We start from the raw sequence: 19,552 nt of genomic DNA on the forward strand, positions 1-19,552 counted from the left end.
TTAACCTTTCATGGTCTGAATTAAATTTTGCAAGGCTTCCGCCGTTTTCATATCGCCGCCAGCGCACGGCTTGACAGCAGGTTCGGCAGCGCGTGGCGTGCCGTGAAATAAGTTATTGAACACATCGCGTCTTTGGGCGCGGCTATATCCCTGTTGAGCAAGGCTTGACTCAATCAAAGCCATCGCCTTCTTCTGCTCACTGTCGCCGGACTGTTCGATTTCCTTCACATCGATTTCACCGTCGGCAAAACCATCTTCAAGGGCTTTTGACTTCCCAATCCAACTTTCCCGATCCATCATGCCGACAATTTCCGCCTTCGACAGGCTCGAACGGGCGGCATACAAATCAGCCATCGCGTCATCAATCTGCGTCAGCGTGTCAATACTGCCCGCCAAATCGTGCCGGTTGCCAATCGCAAGGCTCCATGCGTTGTGTATCATCAGGAACGACCCTTCGCCCATCAGAATCTCGTCGCCCGCCATCGCAATCACGGAGGCGGCGGAAGCAGCAAGGCCGACAACCTGAACCGTTACCTTTGCCGGATGTTGCGCCAACAGGTTGTAGATGGCGATACCATCGAAGTAATCGCCACCTGGACTGTTGATATTGACGATGACCTCTTTATCGCCGATGGCGCGAAGTGCAGCAGCAACGCGCTTGGCCGTCACGCCCTCGCTCCAAAAGCTTTCGCCAATTTGGTCGTATATCGTGATGACATTGTCGGTTTCGGTTTTCGCCTTGACACCGCTGTCCCAACGGTTTGCCGCATCAGGGCGCATATCGAAAGACAGCGATTTCGGCATAGCAGATAACGCACTAATCTGCGGCAGTTTTTTCAGGCTCATAATTCTTTCCTTGTTGCGCCTGCCTCAAAGTATCGGCAGACTTATCTGTTGATTTTGGCAGGTCGGAAATTTCACGCACTTCATTTTGCGTCATCCATGCGCCGTGTCCGCCACTACCCAAAGCTTTGGCAAAAAATTCCGCCTGATTCTCCAAGCTGCCGCGCAACAGCGCACCGGCATTAAACTTGAATATCAAGCGGTCTTGCTCAGCAGGCGTAAGCAGAGATCGTGTTAATGCCTGCTCCCACATCGTGAACCAAGGCAGAAGTCCGTATTTCAGGAAAAACACCCCCAATTCACTGATACCACTACCCCACGACGTGTCATCCATCATCAGCAACGGGCGCGGAACACCAAACATCCGCGCAATTTCCTCGATTTGATGATTTCGGTTTTCAATATGCTGAGCATCAGAAGCAGTGTTTCCCCACTTCTCAGCCTTCAGTCCTTCCTCCAAAATCATAAAACGGCCGGCATTCTCCTTACCGCTATACCGATTCTGTAATGATTCCTGAAGCTGGTTGTACGCCTTATCGCTTAACGCCTTATCTGTTGCCAGATAACCGCCAGCCATTACACCTTCCGAGAAAATACGGCTTGCCGCGTCCTCAGCATCAAAAGCAATACCCAACGCCCGCTTCGCCAACTTCACACGGCTCATACCCTCCAAGCCGTCGTCGGTTAAATCTCGCAGGTGCAATATCTCTTCCGCTTCAAAATCCAGCAAACATCCGTCTTTTCGTGTAACCACATAATGCACGCTCCAATCATCACGCTGCTTCACCTGTACAGATTTCGGATGAATCGGCACAAGCTGGATGACCTGACCCCGTGAACGGATAATCAGCGCATAGGCATTGCCATATTGCAAAACATGGCTTTGCATCAAACTCTTGAACTCATAGGCCGTCTGAAACTTATTCGGCTGCCGTTTCAGCAGTTTCCAAACAGGATGCTCCGTAGCAGTCTCACGCCCGTCATCGTTATGCAGCACATTCAGCGGCAACATCCCGATACTTTGGCTGATTAACGTGACACACCGATACAGCGCGGCATTGCACAAAGCCTTTCGCCCATCAATACCCACACCGCCGCCGATTTGACCGCTACGGATAAATTCCAACAACGCAGGGTCATTCAACCCCTCAAAAACTAAGCCGCCCGAGTCAGCACGCGGGCGGCTTTTGTTTTTGGCTTTCTTTTCTTTCGCCATATCCTATCTCACAACATTCTGATTCCGCGTGTTTCATAAACCGATGCGCCTTTTGCAGTCGGATTTAGCGACAAAAGCGACACCGCATCAAACATTGCCATCAGCGGGTCGATTTTCGCCGAGCCGCTCGCCTGCTTGGTAATCAAAATACCATTGGCACGCGGCTCGACACGGGCATTCCCAACCACCCAATTCATCATCGCGCTGCCGCTATGGATAAAACAGCCCTCTGCCAGCTTGCGCTCCGCCGTCTTAATCGCTGCGCCCAGCTTCCAGCCCTGCGACACCCCGACCACAGCATCTTCCGGAACGCCATATTCCAACATCGCGTCTAAAATCGCACCGACCCCGTGCGGGTCAAGGCCGCATTTATCCAGCAAACCGCTCTGATAAACCCGAGCAACAAGCCCAGCCACCTCATCGCTGTCATCGCCGATACGGTTGACGATGGTCAAATCGCCATGCTTGACAAAATCCAACAACGCCGGCGCGATTTCCTTGCGCCGCTCCAACACCGACGGATGCGCCCAAGCATGAAACCACGCCGCCCACATCCGTGGATTGTCTTTCAGACGGCCAACGGCAGAAATACCCATTAAGTCATCCAATCCGCCGCCGTCAACGCCAATATCGATGACCTCGCAGTGTTGAAGCATCCAATCCAAGTCGATTTCGGGATTTTTCCCGCTATCCTCCCAAAACTCAGCACCGGGCCAATAATCAGCAGTTAGCGACAAGGCAATCTGCACATTCAAATGCTTTGCCATAAACCGACGAAGCGCGATTTCGCCATCTGCTTTAGCCGTTTCAAATTCACCCATAAGGTAAGCTTCTGAAACCGAAGCTCCAATATTAGGGTTCGTGACATAAAAGTTTTCAGGCAGACGGTACGTTCCGTTATCCAACATCTCCTGCGGGTACTCATACAAGACCGGCAACATACGGTTATCAACACGCTTACCGTCTCGGACTTCACGCGCTCGCTTGAGTAAGTCTGCGAATACGCCTGCCGGTGCCTCATCGGACATCGTCGAGAGGTAAATCACAAAGCCTTCCGGACGACTGGCCAAGCCACCTTTAGCCTCGGTAAACATATCAGCCGCTTTTGAGCGTTTTCCAAACAGCCAAACCTCCTCGATTAAAACGCCGGTGCCTTTGATACCGGCAACGGTATCGCTTTCAGCGGCAAGAATCTTCAGCGTTGCCCCAGTGGTTCGGTGCGTGATCGTCCGCGTATGGTCTTGCACCTGAAATAAGGCAGAAAGCTCTTCATCGGCCCGTATCATCGCTTTCGCAGGCTTAAAGCTATTGTTTGCGACCTCAACAGTAGGGGCGATAATGAAAAATTCAGCTTCACGCCGCCAATTCAGAATCAGCGCAGTCAACATTACCCCGGCCGCCAAGGTAGATTTCATGTTTTTCTTGCTAATCAACAAGAAAAACTCCTGAATCAACCGTACACCGGAATTAGGGTCGTATGCGCCAAAAATAGCCGAAACAAAGTCATATACCCATTCGCGCGTGACTTCGCCCATCATTGGCTCACCAGGCACATCCACCAAGCGCAACTGCTTGAAAATGCGCAACGCCATTTCGGCAGGCTCCTGATACAACGGAGGAAACGGAATCAGGCTTTTCCTGCCTATAATTCGTTCTTTCCAATCAGGGCAAGCGGTTGACCAAGCTTTTTTCAACATAATCTACCCTGCACCGGCTCAGGCGGCCTCATTGGGCTGAACTTACCGCCGGCAACATCATGGGCGCGTTCGCGTTCGACATCCTTTTTGCCCTGATCTGCAACCTTGCCGTGAAAATATCCCAACAACGCCTTGGCAGCATCAATCTGCTGCCGATTTAAAGAAATCACCCCCAAAGAACACAAAATCAACTGGTCCTTCGGGTCGGTTTGGTCATAGCAAACGCCATCCAATTCAATCGTAGTGCCACGAACGACAGCACGCTCACGCGCCGACAACGCAATCCTGTCCAAACTTTCCGATGCCTCCGTAGGCTTTTCCGAAACAGGCACAGCCTGAACCGGCTGCACATCCGAAACTCCCGCCGCCGGAGATGGTTCGATAACAGTAACCGGCTCAGGAGGCTGAAAGAGCTTCAGGCGTTCGATTTCCGCCAAAACATCAACATCTTTTGCCAAACGACTGCCGCTTGCGCTGGCCGTCTTTTCGCTATATCCCGCTGCAATCGCAGCCTCTCGGTTCGACAACCCTCGCAATTTCGCTTTGGCAAACAATTCCTTTTGTTCGTTCATTGCCATAGTGAAATTCCAATAAAAAAAGCCGCTTTTTAAAGGCGACTTTTGTAGCATAAAATGCTAAAAATTCAATGTTAAACAAGCTGTTAAAATGTAGCTTTAACAGTTTCACAGGGGAAAAAATTCTGCACATGGGAGGGCGGGGGGTTTCCGAGGGCAAGCCCTGTGAACTTTTGACACCCCCACCCTTATCAACCAAATCCGCGCCGACGATTTTCGCCGGCGGATTTTTCGGCATGACAGATTTTGCAAAGCGTTTGCAGATTTTCCATTTCATCTCTGCCACCATCCGCTAACGGAACGATGTGATCACACTCGGCATTCTTTGGAAGCACCACACAACCGCACTGCCTACACTGATACTGGTCACGAATCAACACAGATTCGCGCAGGCTCATCCAGCTACGACCGCGCATACGTTTTTCCGCCGTCTTTGGCGGTTGCTTCACGGCGATTCTGTTTTGCTCAACAGGTCGGAGCCGTGAAGCAACTTGTTTTAATCGACCCATAAAATTCTTTCCAAACGCAAAAGGCCGTCTGAAAAATCAGACGGCCTTGCCACGCTTTTTTTTGACTGAAAATAAAAAAGCCGCGTTTCCTGCTCACACAGTAAAACACAGCTTGACATAATTTAAACAGATTTCCCCCAAAGGGTCAATAGGCTTTTAACAACTTTTTAACAGATAAATCCGCCACCAAGTTAAGCCTAGCATTTGAAAGCCGCCGCTCATAAGCCTTTCGCGTAATTCCCAATGCCTTCGCTTTTGCTTCTTGAGTACCTATTCGCCGGTATTCAACCATAATTACTTGTCGGCGATTAGGATTAAGACGGCAGATTGCTTGGTCAACCAAACTCCCTATTCCATCTCCGTCAACGCCATAAGGCAACAATGCCCGGAAATCATCACGCGGCGGAAGCTCGCCCGACGCCATCAACCGATTGAACCGGCTACAACCGAAGCCCAAGCCGTTATCCTCTCGCTTGGCAGACCAATCAGCCCACCATTCCAACAATGTTTCAAGTTCAAATTTCATTTCCAGTCAGTCTTTGTTTCACGCTGACCATCCCTAGCCGCCGTCGGAATCCGCAGGGCTTTATTTTTGAAGGGATATTATATCAAAATTTGAATAGAAAAATTCAAAATGAAATTATTTTTTACGATGAAAACTTGCAAGCCAATAACAATATGGGCTTGTGCCATAAATTTTAAAAACCTGTGCCATTGTGCCATGCGCTGTGCCATATTTTAAATCGCTGAAAGCCTTATGGGGCATGGCTTTGTGCCATTGTTCCATAAATTTTTTATAAAATCTCGCATAAGAAAAAAAAATTATCCAGCCACAAAAAAATATGACACGGTATATATACACCGTGTCATATTTTGAAAACCTATAAATTTTTTCTCGCGTAAAGCAAAAATCGCTGAAATTTATGGAACAATGGCACAAAGCCATGCCCCATAAGGCTTTCAGCGATTTAAAATATGGCACAGCGCATGGCACAATGGCACAAATTTATGGCACAACCAAAAATCCAAACTACAAAACGCGCCCGACAACTCTGCCGCACGCGTTTTGAAAATATCATACATATGTCAGACTCAATCGTCAAACTTCTTCACCGCTGCGATACCTCCAACCAGCGCTGCGGAATCGTAAAACCTCATTGCCCAGGGCATCCATTTCCGGCAATCCGTCAGCCGCTTGCCAGCCAGCCGGCTTAAAAATCCAGTTTTGACACGATACGTCGCCATCTTTATTTTTCGTCCGCCACCAGCGCCGCGCCCGCGGCATCTTTTCAGCAATATGTTGCAGAAACTTGGTTTTGCCCATTTCTCGCTCGCCGTTTTGCCTGCACCACTCTTTGTAAACCAACCAAAGATCGTCAGTAATGCAACAACAAAATGGCAGGTCTTTGATACCACCGCCAGCCCACTCCGAATAAAACGTCTGCCAAGCATATCGGCCATAGGAAATGACGTTTTGTTTCGCCGCAGTCATCGGCGGCGGCGTGTTTGGATCGAATCTTACAGGCTCTTCCAGTTTGATTACTTTGTATCCTTTTTCGTTTTCTGCTTCCTGTTGCCCGTAAGTCAGATAAAAATTCCAACACAGCAGGAAACTGTAAAACAGGCGGACGCCATCATTTCCGATACAGTCTAAAACTTCATCGCGCAATTTTTTGTCCAACTTTTTCTCAGGCCATACAACGAAATAACGGCGGTCGTTTTCCTCAATTTTGAAAGGCTGAGATTCATTACTCAAAAACACACAATTCATATGGTTTGCTTCTTCATAGGCATCCTGAAATTTCCGCTCGACGCGCATCGTCTTGCCGGTAATCATGTGCTTTTGGCTGCCTGTTTTATTGTATTTTTGCTGATTCGTATAAACCTCTTCAAAAATACCAAACATTTTGCCTGAGCGGTTTGCCGTATAGTTACTTTCCAAGTCTTCTTGACCGTATGTTGCGCCGTATTCTCCGTACATTGGTTTGACGATTTCCTCGAAGAAAAACGATTTACCCGCGCCATGAATATGACCGTGCATGACAACAGCGGTCGTCATCTTTGCGCCCACGTTTTGCAACGGATACGCCAGCCAATTCAACAAATATTCGACCTGTTGGTAGTCTCCATTGCACAAATGGTTAATCAAATTCAGAATCGGCTTGATTTCAGGGAATAATCTATACAATTCGTAGTTTGTTTTGGGCATATCCTCTTTAGGAATCGGGAATTTCGGCTCAATCGGCATGCCTCGAAAGATATTAATATAGTCATCAGACAACACTCGACCAGGCTCAAAGACCAATCTATCAAACCGTTTTACAATGCGGCTCGGGCTGTTGACCCAAATTTTGAAACCATCAGGCGTCATCGATAGACGAGCCGCCTTTTCAGGGACAACGCGCCATAATTTGTTGTCCCAAATCGATGCCGAGCCATCAAGATAAATAAACCGCTCCATCATTCCCTGCGTATCATCATCCTTTACCGCCTGAATCAAAGCATAGTCTTTTTTCAGCCGATTAATTTCATACATGGTCAGCACCGGCGCACGACCCCACTCATACCAAGCATCGACAACATCTTTACCGAAATGAACAGTCATTGCCTTTCGGGTATATGTAACCCCTGTTTTTCTGTTCACGCCGTGGTCTTTACCTTCAACCAGCCCAAATTCTGATTTCAGTTTTTGCAATTTGGCCAAATATTCGTCATCCATATCCCCCGCACCCCCTTGATTGCCTGTTACTTCAGGAGATTCGGGCAACTGTTCGGACTCAGGCTCCGCTTCCTGAATGGGTGCGGGAAAGTTTTCAGACGGCCTTTCTGCTTCCGGCACATATTCAACCAACCAATCCGCCGCGCCCATTTTGCTCAAAACTTCGGACGGATTGACGATGCGACCGCCATCTGCAATGGCATCCGCAATATCGAAACCATGGGGCCATCTACCCGGAGCAGGAATATTGACCAGCCAAACGCGGCAATTCTGCCTTGTCAGCACCTCAGCAATACCCAACATCGCTTTCATTCCGCCTTGCTCATTGCGTGGCAGGAATGGTTTAGACTCAGGGTCAACACCTTCTTGCCGCTCTTTTTTTGTCAGCTTTTGGCGTAGCGAATCGCAATCCGGCCACAAGACGACATCACGATCAACGACCGCCGACCAATCCGACTTATCCCAATTATTACAACCGCCATGCCACGTCAGGACGGCATAGTTATAACCCTGAGCATCTGCCGCGTTTTTACATTTCTCGCCCTCAACAACCAAAACCGGTAATGATGGGTCAGCAGCCAAAGAATCAAGACCGTACAATGGGCGAGGATTATCCCAACAACGCCAACGCCACATCTTTTCGCCCGTTTTCTTATGCTCACAAAACGTATAGGGCAGATCGATTTTTCCGCCGTCTGATTTTTTAAATCGGGCAACGCCCCCCAAAACCGCGCCGGAGCTATCCCGGAAAACAGATTTAAAAATAAGGTCATCTGATTTTCTAAATCCATTTCTAAAGGTCATGGATTTCAACGCATATTCCGGCACAGGAACGATGGGCCTCCACAAATCGCGCTCTTCTTCTTTTACCGGAGCAGGAGGAGGCAACGGTTTCGGAGCCTTATCTACCAAATCCCCATGCGCCAAACCAAGCAAGGACGCAACCTTGTCCTTAGCCTCATTAAAACTGTATCCGCAAACATCCATCAGCAAATCAAACGGACTGCCGCCATCTGGCTTGCACTGGTTACAAATCCAAACACCGCTACCGCGACTTGAGCCGCTGCCATCGGTAAACCTGAATCGGTCAGTGCCGCCACATGACGGGCATGGATGATGATTTTTGTCCAAAATCTCAGAAGGAACCCCGCAAGCCTCTAAAACCTCACGCCACCGGCCATGAGCAGCGGCATTGATTTCAGCTTTTGTTGCATATTTTTTATTCATTTTCAGTCATCCTTTACGTTTTTTAGGCGTAAAAAAGGCCTGCCCCCCCCCTTGAGAGGGCAGGCTAAATTACCAATCGCGTGTTAATCGGTAACGGGAGTAACAGGTTAAACAGACAATTCAGGCCAAATCTCTTGCCAGTCATCCGGGCGGAGGTCTTTGCGGGTAACCTCTCCATCGGTGGCGGCCTCAATCGCAGCACAACGGACTGGCGGAACGGGGCGGCGGCCTGAAGCCCAACTACTCACATCTGGCGCATGAGCATCGATTTTTTCGGCCAGCGCTACCAGCGAACCACGCCCGCCGCGCTTTAGGTATTCATTTAAATTCATTTTTATCTCCAACGTTTTTTATAGTTTAGCGAAACGCTAAATAAAAAGCAAGCGTTTCGCGTATAGTATAAATTTAGCAAATTGCTAAAATACAACATCAGAAAGGGAAAATTTATGAAAACTATCGAAGAAACCTACCGCCAACGCCTGCAAATGCTAATTGACGAATACGGCGGACAAGGCAAATTGAGCGAAGCCATCAACAAATCAGCCTCTCAAATTAGCCAATGGCTGAATGCCTCCCCTGATTCTCGAACCGGCAAGCCGCGCTCGCTCAAGTCTGAAACAGCGCGCGAGATAGAAATTGCCACCGGCAAACCGCGCGCATGGTTTGATCAGCCGTTGGATAGCGTAATGATGTTAGGTGATGGCTATATTGTGCCGGAAGGATATATTAAATTCAGTGTGTTAAATGTTAAGGCCACAATGGGTGTAGGAACATTAGACGATACACCGGTTGAGATTGTCGATTTTGTGGCCGTAGCTGAATCATGGGCAAAAACACATTTTGGCGGCGCAATATCACGCATCCACATCATTACTGGCACAGGCGATTCGATGAGTGGCACAATAGAGTCCGATGAAATCCTATTTGTAGATACCGGGATTGATTATTTTGATGGAGATGGGCTTTATGTTATCCATACTCCAGCGGGCAGAAGAGCCAAACGCCTGCAAATGACCTCAACCGGGGTTTTGCTGATAATAAGCGATAACCCCAAATACCGCGATGAAGAAGTTCGCCCGGAAGATGCGGATAATATTCATATTATTGGGAAAATAAAGGGGAGCTGGGGTTTTAAACAATTTCGATAACGCCATTTCTCTCAATAAAGGCTACCTGAAATTTCAGGTAGCCTCTTTTTTATACTTTTTTTTTGCAAAACGCTAAAAAATATTATCTTGTAAATCAAAACGCTATAAAATAATACGCGTTACGCTATTGCTTATATGTTAGCGTTACGCTAATATTGATTCCATCAAAACGAAACACCAAGGAATCAAAAAATGAAAACGAAAAGCACCCTGCAAATACTGAATGCCGAATTAAACACCTGCAAAGCAAACGCCCCGCGCGAAAAAGTAATGGTGGCCGGCGGCTGGTTTATCAAAGAAACAGCCGAACAGACCAGAAAAGACCTGAAAGAGTTTAAGGCGTTTGTGAAAGAAAAATTTAGGCAGCAGGCTTCCGACTTGGTCGTCTATTTCGGCCACTCAAGACAAAAGGCAGAAGCCGCCGCATTGGAAACGGCAAGAAGCCGCATCAAATGCTGGAAAGAAGCACAGGCATAAGACACCCCGCCCCCGAAAGGGGCGGCAGCCGGAACGAAACGGCTACCCGCAAAAACAGGCGGCCAGTTTTTCGACGCGCGTCAGCTTCGGCAAATCCGCCGAATCGACATTTAGTTTGATATAGGCCGCCAGTTGTGCGGGATTGTGCAGACAGGCAGGCGGATGGGAATCGGCAGGGCTCAGGCGAGCAGCCGCCGCCTCCAGTTCCTCATCGGTCAGGGTGGAAAAATTATTCAGCAGGTTGCCGTATTCGGTCATCGAAACCTTGGCGGCGGCGGCCTTTTCGCCGGGCGTATAAACCAACTGCCAAGCCGTAAGAAACGATACCGAAAAGCCCAGCAGCAGGGGCGGAAGCAGCGAAGACACCACCGCCATTGCCGACAGCAGCAGCAGAAACGCGATCAGCTTGTCAATCCGCGAATACCAACGGTAGGCGAGGCGGTGCAAGAAAAAGGAATAAGCCACGATATCGGCCAATTCCTGCCGGCGGGTTACTACGGTATCAAATTCAGACATTGGAAATCCTTATTTTCCCTTCCCTCCGCCGGGCGGCTGAACGCTTACCGGGGTAGGCCTGGACGGCACGCTGGCACGGCTGGAATCGGCAGGCTGGTTGTGAGTAGTGCCGCTTGGCGGACGGGATGATTGGTTAGACATATTTCACCTCTTTGTGGTGGGGTTGATTGGTACTCGTATCTTACCACGACGCAAGCGTGCGTTAAACGCCAAGCCGTTGCAAGGACGGCAAAAATTTGAAACCCCTGCCATGCGGCAGGCCGACAGTAAAGGAAAACACCCATGAAAACCTACCCGGTCATGCTGCCGTGCCACGGAGGCGAAGACGTCGAAATCGCCTCCATCGCCGAAACAGAAGATGGACGGTGCACCATTCTCCGAAACCACATTCAAACCGACAACAAGGCGGACGCGCTGGAAATCATCCGCCAAAGCTGGCCGCAAGCCTATATCGGCGAATCGGTACGCGCACTCGACTAAAGGGGCGGGGAAATGGCAAAGATTTTTAACTAGCTCCTGTTTTCAACATCCCTACTCATCATTGCCGCATACGGCGGATGCGAGGCACAACCCGCGAACACCGCGCCGCAGGCATGGAATGCCGAACAAACACAACAGGAAGTGGAAGATCGCATCGCATGCCCGAAATTTTGAAACCCGCCTACTGGCGGAAATATCCCTAAGTAACCAAAAGGAAACCTGAAATGGAAACCAAAGAAAAGAAATTCGTTGCCGCATCTAAACAAATCCCAACCGTAAACGGCGGATGGTTAGACCGAGAACTCGGCGAGGCAATGTCCGAAGCCGTCCGCGCCTGCCTTGCTCACGGCAAGCAAGCCGAAGTGACGGTGAAACTGAAAATCACGCCGCAGAACATCAGCCACGGCACAGTAAAAATTGCTCACGACGTGACAACCAAACTGCCAAAAGAAAAACGCGAAGGCGGCATCGTATTCGCGACACCTGACGGCAACATTCAAGCCGACGATCCGGCGCAAGGCACCCTGAAACTGAAATCCGTCGAAGATCCAGCTTCATCGCTGAAAATGGTCAAAACCTCTTAACAATCAGCAAATCTAGAACCCGCGGAATAACCCGCATCAACATTAAAGGAATCCAAAAATGGAAACTCAAGAAAACATGATTCAAACCGCAATGAAAGCCGCTCAGAAGCCTTTTATTATCACCGCTCCAAATGGCATGCCTATCATCGCCAATCCTTGCGGTAATGATACTGATTGGGCCTATGCAAAAGACGAAACCCTGCTTGATAAGCCCTTACATAAAACAGGCAACCCAGAATTTCACGACGCAAAAAGCCTCATCAAGTTTGTCACAAAACACAAACAGGAAGGTACACAGATTTTTATCGATGCCGACTACAAAGCAGGAAAAATCAACATCATCGCAATCATTAACGGTCACACAGCTACGCAAGCAGACTGGAGCGATTTTGTTGCATTTTTCCGTCCGGTTCAGACGACATCGGCAGAAAACTGGCTCAAAAACAATGTCCATAAAATGAATCAAGCGGAATTTGCCCATTTCCTGACCAACAATGCCCGCAACATCGTTTCTAAAAATCCGGCCAAACCGGAGGCAGTGTATCCAACAGCCGCCGAAGTTTTAGATTTCGCGCTGAATCTTGAATACACCGAAACGACAACATTCAAACAAGGCTACCGCGAACAAGATGGCCGTATCAATTTTACTTTCACAAGCAAAGATGATGCTGCCACTGAGAAAAATCTCAAGATGTTCGAGCGTTTTGGCATCAGCTTCACACCATACCAAGGCGGCGAGCCATATTTTGTCGAAGCATTATTGAAATTCCGCATCGAAAAGAATACCGGCGCATTGTGTTTATGGTACGAACTGCAACAAATTGACGTAGTCATCGAACAGGCGGCAAAAGACATTGCCGAAGAAATTCAAAAATCCCTCGCCGATGTAGATATCTACTTCGGACGACCCGACTAAACAAACAAAAGGCCGTCTGAATTTCAGACGGCCACATAAAGGGTAAAAAATGAAAATCCGCTACATCTTAATTGCCATATTAATAGCAACAGCAGGCTACATGACCGGCAAAGCGACAGCCAAAGAAACAATTACCGTCAACATCGAATGCCCACAGGAAGGCTGCGGTTTTATCGATTTTGATAAGAATCCCGAACTAATCGGAGGCGGTCTCGTTCTCGAACCAACAGACCCGAAATAACCATGCCGGCAATATTAGTCTTAGTCCTAATCATCGTACAAATAGCCGTCGAACGCATCACCGGAATCCGATTCCGCAAATGGATAGACGGCACACCACGGAAATAAAACCATGGCAACCAACAAACGACCACGGAAAAAATATTGCAAAAAACGTCTGTACTTAATTGATACCGCCCGGCAATCAAGTGTAAACCCGATACAACTTGTAGCACACGCAACAAGCAACAGGCCACTATCGGAAGAAACAATCAATGCCGTATTAACCGGATACACAAATTTTCTTGATCTAGTCAAATCCGGGAAAGCAACAGGTCAAAATTTCTTCCAAATGTGCGAATGCCATTACTTGTATGTTGCCCTACTGGAAGTGATGAAACGCGCCAAAGTCAATTTCGATAATTCTGACGACCATATGCAATTTAAACTTCGCCTGTCTATCCTACTCGACATCGCGATCGACAGCACAACAGACGTTTTAGAGGGGATCGCAACGCGCGAAAAGAAAACCAACAAATTTATTTTGACTGGAGATGAGATCAAACACATTGAGCAGTCAATATCAGATTTCAAATGGCTCCTCAAAATTGCAAGCTGGCAGCATTACATTGCCGCACTGAAAGAATCAGAGCCAATTCTAAACCAAGAAGCACACCGTCAACGCAAAAGGAAAAGACTGGAGGCCACACAATGAAATATTTCGCACTTTTGTTAATTTGTTTTTCAGCAGGATTAATCGCCTGCTCAATCATCTACTACATAAAAATGCAAACAACCAAAAACAATGACGACTGGCACGGCGGACACTGGCCGCACTAACAAGGAGAAAGACATGAGCCGCCAACATCCAAATATCGCCGTAAAACGAAGCCCAAAAAACACATGGCTGGTCATCGAATACACAGGGACGTCTTATGACCATAAGCGTTGGTCAAATGGCTCACACTTTAAGCGTAAATCAAAAAAAATTGCTGAATACAAGACTTTCGAGGAAGCGGCAAATAATGCCGAATTACTAAGGACAAACAAAAACAAAGGAAATTAAAAATGGCAAATATAGACTTATCCCAATGGACTGAGAGTGTACCAGTGCAAATCGCAGTAAACCAAGAACAAGGATTCGTGGATATTATTATCGGGCAAGATGATATTTTTATGAGCATCGACCACGCTAATGATTTGTACAAAAAATTAAAAGAATACTTTGGAGAAACAAAATGATTGAAATCAGAGACAAGAACATCATTGCATACAACGCAAGCGAAAGTCTGCTGGAAAGCATAATAAAAGATGTTTCAACAGGATTAGTGATTGGGTTCTGCTTATATATTAGCCATTGGGCAGATTCGATATTTTGGACTTTTATCACTGGTTTGATTTTTTTATTTTATCTCTTGAGCAAACTCAACAGACTAATAAAAGGCCGTGTGACAAAGTTTAAAACATGGTCAGAGTTGAAAAAATGGGTAGATGAGCAGGCCGAACTTGAAACCCATTCATCCGATATGCCTAAAACGTCCGAGCCGTTGAGAGGACGGCATCAACATTAAAGGAAACCAAAATGATCAGCAACTTCGGCGCAACCGACGCGCAAGTTACAACCTTTTTGGCGGCATACGAACAAGCCAACATCCGCGCCGCCGCCCACGCCGCAGGAATAGACATTATCCAAGCGACGATGATTGCCCGGCACAGCGGCGTGTTACGCATCACGGAAGCGGCCATCGTCAACAGCAAGGCTGGGGAGACCGGCCGTGTAGGCGAAGAAATCTTCCAAGACATATTCCCCGATGCCGTCAACGCCAACCTAGCCATACGTAAAAATATGCCGCGCTACGACTTCCTGCTTAACGGCGCGAAAATCGACATCAAAACCACCGCCTTGAGCGAAAGCGGGCGCGGCCAGCAGCGGAAAATCAGGTTGCGTTGCGACAACAAATTGGAAACCGACATCTTCGTCATCTTTGCAAAAGCCGACCAAACCGCAGATATTAAAGATAAAAACGCGTACCGACATGTATTCATCATCCCCAGCCTCGCCCTCATCAACCACAGGAAGATCGAGATTTTAGAAGACGTGCTGCACGGCAGCGGCAAAGCATGGAGCGAATACCTCTACCCGATAGAAAAACTCAAAGAAAAAATCGAGATGCTGACCGCCTATCCCGAGCTTCTCTCCATACCCGACGAGCTGAAAGAAACCGTCAAAGCCAACGACAAACTCAAAAGCACCATTTGCAAAAACAGAAGCCGGAGGAACAAATGACCTGCAAAAGCGTAACCGAACAATTAAGGGAAAGCCTCTTCGACACCCTCGAAAAACTCAAAGACGGAAAAATCGACGCAAATACCGCCCAAGCCGTCAGCAAAATCAGCAGCAACATCCTCAACACCGTAGCACTGGAGATGCGGGCGGCGGAAAGCTTCGGCACTGACAGCGTGTACAGCATCAACGGCCACACGGCAGAACAGCGGCGCGAACTGGAAGGCGGCGTCCGTCACCGCCTCAAATAAGCAAAGGAACCAAAATGCAAACAGTAGCAACAAGGCCGACGGCAAAACAAATAAGGACCGAGAAAATGTCAAAAATGCCAACAGAAACTAGATTAATGCTGATACACGGCAACACTCATATTCCACTGGAAACCGTAGCAAAAGAATATTTGAACCTCAGCCCTGAAGTAGCACGCCGGAAAGCAAATGCGCAAAGCTTGCCATGGCCGGTAATTTCAGCAGATGGCAACAAGAAAAGCCCCAAGTTTGTAAGTGTGTCAGCCCTTGCTGAATGGCTAGACCAAATCGAAAGCAAGGCAAAAGACGAATGGGCAAGAGTACGAAATTAAAATGCCAATCAATTCACCAACCAATTTAAAGGATTAAAAAATGAAGATTGCAAAACCAGAAGAGAAAGACTTACAGGCCGTATGGAATTTAATAAATATATTAAATACGGTAAGCTACGAACTCAACCCATTAAAGCCAATTAATGATGACGGAGACTTTGAGTTTTTGGAAGATGACGATAAAGCCAAGGTACTAGATAAAATTGTCGAATTACATGAAAGCTGCGACATACAATGGCTAATGACTGTACTCGAAACCCTACTTTCCCCAGATAATAAGATTATTGACCAAGAAGCAGACACATTAGAATTTCATCCGGAATTTAAAGCAGCAGTATTAAACCAAAACAAGTAATATATACCTAATAAAGGCCGTCTGAATTTCAGACGGCCTTTCCTTTCAGGCGAAAAAAGAGCGATCAGGCTGCTCAGCCCTAATAATCCCATCAGCCTCTTGCAGAGCATCCATCATCTCTAGCACCGGAGGCCTTGCCCGAAGATTAGTATATCGCCTCATACTCTCCCAATCTCCATGGAGCGTGAACTGCTGCATCACCGGAATCGACAAACCCTTCTCAGCCAATCTTGTTGCCCCCTCATGACGCAAATCATGAAACCGCAGATCATCAATCTTCAGCTCACGACACGCACGCTGCCACAAAGAGCCGACACTCCTGCCCTTATAACCACCAAGCAACAAATCGCCATTCTGCACATTCATTTGCCGCGCAATCTCAGGAGAGCGCATCAAATTAATCACAGCCATTGCCTCATCCGATACCATAAAAGCCTTATCGTTACCCTTGCTCCCTCTTGGATTTTTCAAATCTCGCACAAGCCAAAGACGGTTTGTCTCATCAAAATCAGACCAGCGCAATCGGGCAATCTCATCAAGACGGCGGCAGGAATAAATCGCAAACCACATAATCAAGTGCATCGGCAGACGTTTCGGATTTACAACCACGCGCCGCCACGCCCTCAAGAAATACACCGTTAATTTCAAAAGCTCATCGTTATCAGGCAAACGATCACGCCGGCGTGCCTTACCAATGACACGCGCCCTGCGCAAACCCTCCATCGCAACATCAAGCTCAGCCCATGATACATCAAGCCCCCAAACGAAATGCGCGTGCTTAATGATCGAGCGCATATACTGCAAATCGCCGTTGATCGTAGAGGCAACCACCGGCTTGATACCAAGCTCAGGGCAACCCTTCTGCCGGGCAAAGGCAAAAGCAGAGTAATCAGCACGCGTTAACCTATCCAGCCGCTTATTGGCTATATCAAAATTTAAAATAAAATTGATAACCCCAAGCTTCGTCTCACTGTAATTCGTCCGAACTTCATCAACATACCTCTTTGCAGCCTCCCTGAGCGTAGGGCATAATTCACGCTTGCCATCGTTAAAAAGTAGGTCCGGATTTGTCTCAATCTCAAATTCACGACGCTTTGCCCACTCAGTCGCAAGAGATTTTTTGGAAAAAGTCCGGCTTTCGGAATACGGAGGATAGCCCTCCCTTTTCACACGCACCTGCGCCCTGTAAACAACAGCCCCCGACGGATTGGTTCTTTTGGTTATAGTAGCCATTTTTGCACCATGCGGAATAAATATTTAATGGTGCAACTATGGTACAACAAAAGAACAGATAAAGCACAAAATAAGCGGATAAAAACAGATAAAATACAAAAGAGAATTTTATAAAAATTATTACAAAACAGATAAATGACTAATTTAAAAGAAAATACTAGATTAATACTAGCCCCCATGCAGGGGCTGGTGGACGATGTGATGCGCGACCTGTTGACGCGCATCGGCGGATTTGACGGGTGTGTCAGCGAATTTGTCCGCATTACGCACACGGTCCACTCACGCGCCACTTGGCTTAAATATATTCCCGAAATCGCCCATGCCAACCGCACGCCGGCCGGTACGCCCTGTACTGTCCAGCTTTTGGGCAGCGATGCGGAAAACATGGCCGTCAATGCTTTGGAAGCCGTGCGTTTCGGTGCGGACAAAATCGACCTCAACTTCGGCTGCCCCGCGCCGACGGTCAATAAACACAAAGGCGGTGCGGTCTTGCTCAAAGAGCCCGATTTGATTTACCACATCGTTCACACCCTGCGCCAGCGCCTGCCGCAACACATTCCGTTGACTGCCAAGATGCGGCTCGGTTATGAAGACAAAAGTCTGGCATTGGAATGCGCCTCCGCGATTGAAAACGGCGGCGCATGCGCGTTAACCGTCCATGCGCGCACCAAAGTCGAAGGCTACGAACCGCCGGCACATTGGGAATGGGTGCGCAAAATCCGCGATGCGGTCAACATTCCTGTTACCGCCAACGGCGATGTATTCAGCCTTCAAGACTATCTCGATATTAAAACCGTCAGCGGCTGCGACAGCGTGATGCTCGGGCGCGGCGCGGTTATCCGTCCCGACTTGGCGCGGCAAATCAAGCAATATGAAAACGGCGAAACAGTGAAAGACACCGACTTTGCCGAAGTCTCCTCATGGATAGTCCAATTCTTCAACTTATGCCTTGATAAAGAAGCCAACAACAAATATCCGGTTGCCCGTTTGAAACAGTGGCTGGGCATGATGAAAAAAGAGTTTGAACAGGCGCAGGTATTGTTCGACCACATCCGCGCCGTCAAAGAAGCGGATGAAGTGAAACAGATTCTGCTGTCGTTTGAACAAGAGATGCATTTATGATTCAAAAAGGCCGTCTGAATTTCAGACGGCCTTTGATTTCATCACCTACATACATAATCAGCCAACAGTCTACCTTTTTCCGCACTGGCTGCATTAGCCATATTTACCTGTCTGGTCTCAGGGCCATTCTTGGATTTCAGGGCTTCGCCATATTTTCTGGCAAACTCTTTATTGGCACTGGTCACTCTTGACTCAGTGGAATCCAATATAAACCCGTCTTGCTCATATTTACCTTGCGCAGTAATAATCAAGATATTTTCAGGTGAAGGATAATCCGGAAAATTAACATAGTTGGTAACCAGCTTGTAGGAAACGCCTTTGCCGTGTTTCATATCCTGACAGATGCCGTTAGGCGCGGTAAAGACTGCATGGCCGATACGGCCGTGGCCGAAATCGTAAAAATCGATTCTCTTCGCAGAAGCCAACAGTTTTCTATCGTTGCCGTCATTGATATTTAATGACTTGCCGTTTACCAAAAACAGGGTTGGCAACAAGGGGTTGCCATGAGAGGCTTCCAAATTATATGCTTCGCCCAACAGCTTGCCTTGGCGATACACCGTCAAGACAGGCTTTTTCAGACCATTTTCCGGATTGCCGGTTTTCTTAAAAGAAATCTTCTGAACCACATTGCCAAATTCATAATAAGGCCGCGACTGCACGCCTGTTTTCGTATCCTGCAGGGCGCTCCAGCTGCCGTCCGTCGTTTGGGCGCACGCAGTCACAGCAACAAACAGAATACCCGATAGTAAAACTTTAGAATGTTTCATTCATAAACTCCTTCTCAAGTAAACAAAAAAACGGATGTGTGCCTTTACTGCCTAATTTTGTTTCTTTATTAAAATTTTAGAACTA

At 47.8% G+C, this 19,552-nt stretch carries 29 protein-coding genes; 16 read left to right on the forward strand and 13 right to left on the reverse strand.

What is annotated here, in order from left to right:
• From ACTHS4_RS02820 to ACTHS4_RS02850, 7 genes are all read right to left on the reverse strand, one after another.
• On the reverse strand, positions 1-846 hold the full coding sequence (locus ACTHS4_RS02820; RefSeq protein WP_440365479.1) for a head maturation protease, ClpP-related: 846 nt from the start codon (positions 844-846) through the stop codon (positions 1-3).
• The gene (locus tag ACTHS4_RS02825) at positions 818-2,059 is read right to left on the reverse strand and encodes a phage portal protein (RefSeq protein WP_371508384.1); all 1,242 of its coding nucleotides are present in this window, start codon (positions 2,057-2,059) and stop codon (positions 818-820) included. Before ACTHS4_RS02825 ends, ACTHS4_RS02820 begins: the two co-directional genes overlap by 29 nt.
• Before the next feature lie 8 nt (positions 2,060-2,067).
• The gene (locus tag ACTHS4_RS02830; protein ID WP_440365480.1) at positions 2,068-3,651 is read right to left on the reverse strand and encodes a terminase large subunit; all 1,584 of its coding nucleotides are present in this window, start codon (positions 3,649-3,651) and stop codon (positions 2,068-2,070) included.
• 98 nt (positions 3,652-3,749) lie between these two features.
• Complete coding sequence (locus ACTHS4_RS02835; RefSeq protein ID WP_440365481.1) at positions 3,750-4,334, reverse strand: terminase small subunit; 585 nt, start codon at positions 4,332-4,334, stop codon at positions 3,750-3,752.
• 188 nt (positions 4,335-4,522) lie between these two features.
• Positions 4,523-4,780: an HNH endonuclease gene (locus ACTHS4_RS02840; RefSeq protein WP_371508378.1), complete on the reverse strand. Its 258-nt coding sequence runs from the start codon at positions 4,778-4,780 to the stop codon at positions 4,523-4,525.
• Positions 4,781-4,985: 205 nt separating this feature from the next.
• Positions 4,986-5,366 carry a hypothetical protein gene (locus ACTHS4_RS02845; protein WP_371508377.1) on the reverse strand — a complete coding sequence of 127 codons (381 nt, stop codon included), beginning with the start codon at positions 5,364-5,366 and terminating at the stop codon, positions 4,986-4,988.
• Between the two features lie 114 nt (positions 5,367-5,480).
• Positions 5,481-5,627 carry a hypothetical protein gene (locus ACTHS4_RS02850; protein ID WP_371508375.1) on the reverse strand — a complete coding sequence of 49 codons (147 nt, stop codon included), beginning with the start codon at positions 5,625-5,627 and terminating at the stop codon, positions 5,481-5,483.
• 136 nt (positions 5,628-5,763) lie between these two features.
• Here ACTHS4_RS02850 and ACTHS4_RS02855 point away from each other — a divergent pair, with 136 nt between their 5' ends.
• Complete coding sequence (locus ACTHS4_RS02855) at positions 5,764-5,910, forward strand: hypothetical protein (protein WP_371508373.1); 147 nt, start codon at positions 5,764-5,766, stop codon at positions 5,908-5,910.
• Positions 5,911-5,939: 29 nt separating this feature from the next.
• Here ACTHS4_RS02855 and ACTHS4_RS02860 read toward each other — a convergent pair whose 3' ends face one another.
• Entirely contained in the window at positions 5,940-8,786 is a 2,847-nt protein-coding gene (locus ACTHS4_RS02860) for a DUF5906 domain-containing protein (protein WP_440365482.1), read from the reverse strand.
• Positions 8,787-8,893: 107 nt separating this feature from the next.
• A complete protein-coding gene (locus tag ACTHS4_RS02865; protein ID WP_371508370.1) occupies positions 8,894-9,118 on the reverse strand; it encodes a transcriptional regulator in 225 nt (74 codons plus the stop codon).
• A gap of 114 nt (positions 9,119-9,232) precedes the next feature.
• Here ACTHS4_RS02865 and ACTHS4_RS02870 point away from each other — a divergent pair, with 114 nt between their 5' ends.
• Both ACTHS4_RS02870 and ACTHS4_RS02875 read left to right on the forward strand, forming a co-directional pair.
• Positions 9,233-9,934, forward strand: coding sequence for a LexA family transcriptional regulator (locus tag ACTHS4_RS02870; protein WP_223168787.1), 702 nt, complete (start codon positions 9,233-9,235; stop codon positions 9,932-9,934).
• A gap of 192 nt (positions 9,935-10,126) precedes the next feature.
• The gene (locus ACTHS4_RS02875) at positions 10,127-10,411 is read left to right on the forward strand and encodes a hypothetical protein (protein WP_371508369.1); all 285 of its coding nucleotides are present in this window, start codon (positions 10,127-10,129) and stop codon (positions 10,409-10,411) included.
• Positions 10,412-10,453: 42 nt separating this feature from the next.
• On the opposite strand, the gene ACTHS4_RS02880 is transcribed toward ACTHS4_RS02875, so the two are convergent.
• Together ACTHS4_RS02880 and ACTHS4_RS02885 are read right to left on the reverse strand one after the other, a co-directional pair.
• Entirely contained in the window at positions 10,454-10,927 is a 474-nt protein-coding gene (locus tag ACTHS4_RS02880; protein ID WP_049351527.1) for a hypothetical protein, read from the reverse strand.
• Between the two features lie 9 nt (positions 10,928-10,936).
• A complete protein-coding gene (locus ACTHS4_RS02885) occupies positions 10,937-11,068 on the reverse strand; it encodes a hypothetical protein (RefSeq protein WP_273620645.1) in 132 nt (43 codons plus the stop codon).
• A gap of 141 nt (positions 11,069-11,209) precedes the next feature.
• On the opposite strand from ACTHS4_RS02885, the gene ACTHS4_RS02890 reads away from it, so the two are divergent.
• The 12 genes from ACTHS4_RS02890 to ACTHS4_RS02945 all read left to right on the forward strand — a co-directional run bounded on the left by ACTHS4_RS02890 (position 11,210) and on the right by ACTHS4_RS02945 (position 16,345).
• On the forward strand, positions 11,210-11,407 hold the full coding sequence (locus tag ACTHS4_RS02890) for a hypothetical protein (protein WP_049351526.1): 198 nt from the start codon (positions 11,210-11,212) through the stop codon (positions 11,405-11,407).
• A gap of 224 nt (positions 11,408-11,631) precedes the next feature.
• A complete protein-coding gene (locus tag ACTHS4_RS02895) occupies positions 11,632-11,991 on the forward strand; it encodes a hypothetical protein (RefSeq protein ID WP_371508366.1) in 360 nt (119 codons plus the stop codon).
• Positions 11,992-12,049: 58 nt separating this feature from the next.
• Positions 12,050-12,907, forward strand: coding sequence for a DUF2303 family protein (locus ACTHS4_RS02900; protein WP_371508364.1), 858 nt, complete (start codon positions 12,050-12,052; stop codon positions 12,905-12,907).
• A 49-nt stretch (positions 12,908-12,956) separates the two neighbouring features.
• Positions 12,957-13,148 (forward strand): hypothetical protein, encoded by a 192-nt coding sequence (locus ACTHS4_RS02905; protein ID WP_070649557.1) that lies wholly within the window; start codon positions 12,957-12,959, stop codon positions 13,146-13,148.
• 111 nt (positions 13,149-13,259) lie between these two features.
• The gene (locus tag ACTHS4_RS02910) at positions 13,260-13,841 is read left to right on the forward strand and encodes a hypothetical protein (RefSeq protein ID WP_371508362.1); all 582 of its coding nucleotides are present in this window, start codon (positions 13,260-13,262) and stop codon (positions 13,839-13,841) included.
• A gap of 138 nt (positions 13,842-13,979) precedes the next feature.
• Positions 13,980-14,192 carry a hypothetical protein gene (locus tag ACTHS4_RS02915; RefSeq protein ID WP_371508360.1) on the forward strand — a complete coding sequence of 71 codons (213 nt, stop codon included), beginning with the start codon at positions 13,980-13,982 and terminating at the stop codon, positions 14,190-14,192.
• A gap of 2 nt (positions 14,193-14,194) precedes the next feature.
• The gene (locus tag ACTHS4_RS02920; RefSeq protein WP_371508358.1) at positions 14,195-14,368 is read left to right on the forward strand and encodes a hypothetical protein; all 174 of its coding nucleotides are present in this window, start codon (positions 14,195-14,197) and stop codon (positions 14,366-14,368) included.
• Positions 14,365-14,697 carry a hypothetical protein gene (locus tag ACTHS4_RS02925; protein WP_371508356.1) on the forward strand — a complete coding sequence of 111 codons (333 nt, stop codon included), beginning with the start codon at positions 14,365-14,367 and terminating at the stop codon, positions 14,695-14,697. The genes ACTHS4_RS02920 and ACTHS4_RS02925 overlap by 4 nt, the downstream gene beginning before the upstream one ends.
• 11 nt (positions 14,698-14,708) lie before the next feature.
• Positions 14,709-15,413: a hypothetical protein gene (locus ACTHS4_RS02930; RefSeq protein ID WP_371508354.1), complete on the forward strand. Its 705-nt coding sequence runs from the start codon at positions 14,709-14,711 to the stop codon at positions 15,411-15,413.
• On the forward strand, positions 15,410-15,661 hold the full coding sequence (locus ACTHS4_RS02935) for a flagellar protein required for flagellar formation (RefSeq protein WP_371508352.1): 252 nt from the start codon (positions 15,410-15,412) through the stop codon (positions 15,659-15,661). Before ACTHS4_RS02930 ends, ACTHS4_RS02935 begins: the two co-directional genes overlap by 4 nt.
• A 14-nt stretch (positions 15,662-15,675) precedes the next feature.
• Positions 15,676-15,990, forward strand: coding sequence for a pyocin activator PrtN family protein (locus tag ACTHS4_RS02940; protein WP_371508350.1), 315 nt, complete (start codon positions 15,676-15,678; stop codon positions 15,988-15,990).
• Positions 15,991-16,030: 40 nt separating this feature from the next.
• Positions 16,031-16,345 (forward strand): hypothetical protein, encoded by a 315-nt coding sequence (locus ACTHS4_RS02945; RefSeq protein WP_371508348.1) that lies wholly within the window; start codon positions 16,031-16,033, stop codon positions 16,343-16,345.
• A gap of 45 nt (positions 16,346-16,390) precedes the next feature.
• Here the strand turns inward: ACTHS4_RS02945 and ACTHS4_RS02950 are convergent, their stop codons facing one another.
• Positions 16,391-17,578, reverse strand: coding sequence for a site-specific integrase (locus ACTHS4_RS02950; RefSeq protein ID WP_371508346.1), 1,188 nt, complete (start codon positions 17,576-17,578; stop codon positions 16,391-16,393).
• 135 nt (positions 17,579-17,713) lie between these two features.
• On the opposite strand from ACTHS4_RS02950, the gene ACTHS4_RS02955 reads away from it, so the two are divergent.
• On the forward strand, positions 17,714-18,700 hold the full coding sequence (locus ACTHS4_RS02955) for a tRNA dihydrouridine synthase (RefSeq protein WP_440365483.1): 987 nt from the start codon (positions 17,714-17,716) through the stop codon (positions 18,698-18,700).
• 41 nt (positions 18,701-18,741) lie between these two features.
• Here the strand turns inward: ACTHS4_RS02955 and ACTHS4_RS02960 are convergent, their stop codons facing one another.
• Entirely contained in the window at positions 18,742-19,467 is a 726-nt protein-coding gene (locus ACTHS4_RS02960; protein WP_070826159.1) for a hypothetical protein, read from the reverse strand.
• Between the last annotated feature and the right edge of the window lie 85 nt (positions 19,468-19,552).

Origin of the sequence: Neisseria sp. P0014.S009, assembly GCF_051958155.1 — a bacterium.
GTDB classification, from domain to species: Bacteria; Pseudomonadota; Gammaproteobacteria; order Burkholderiales; family Neisseriaceae; genus Neisseria; species Neisseria flavescens_C.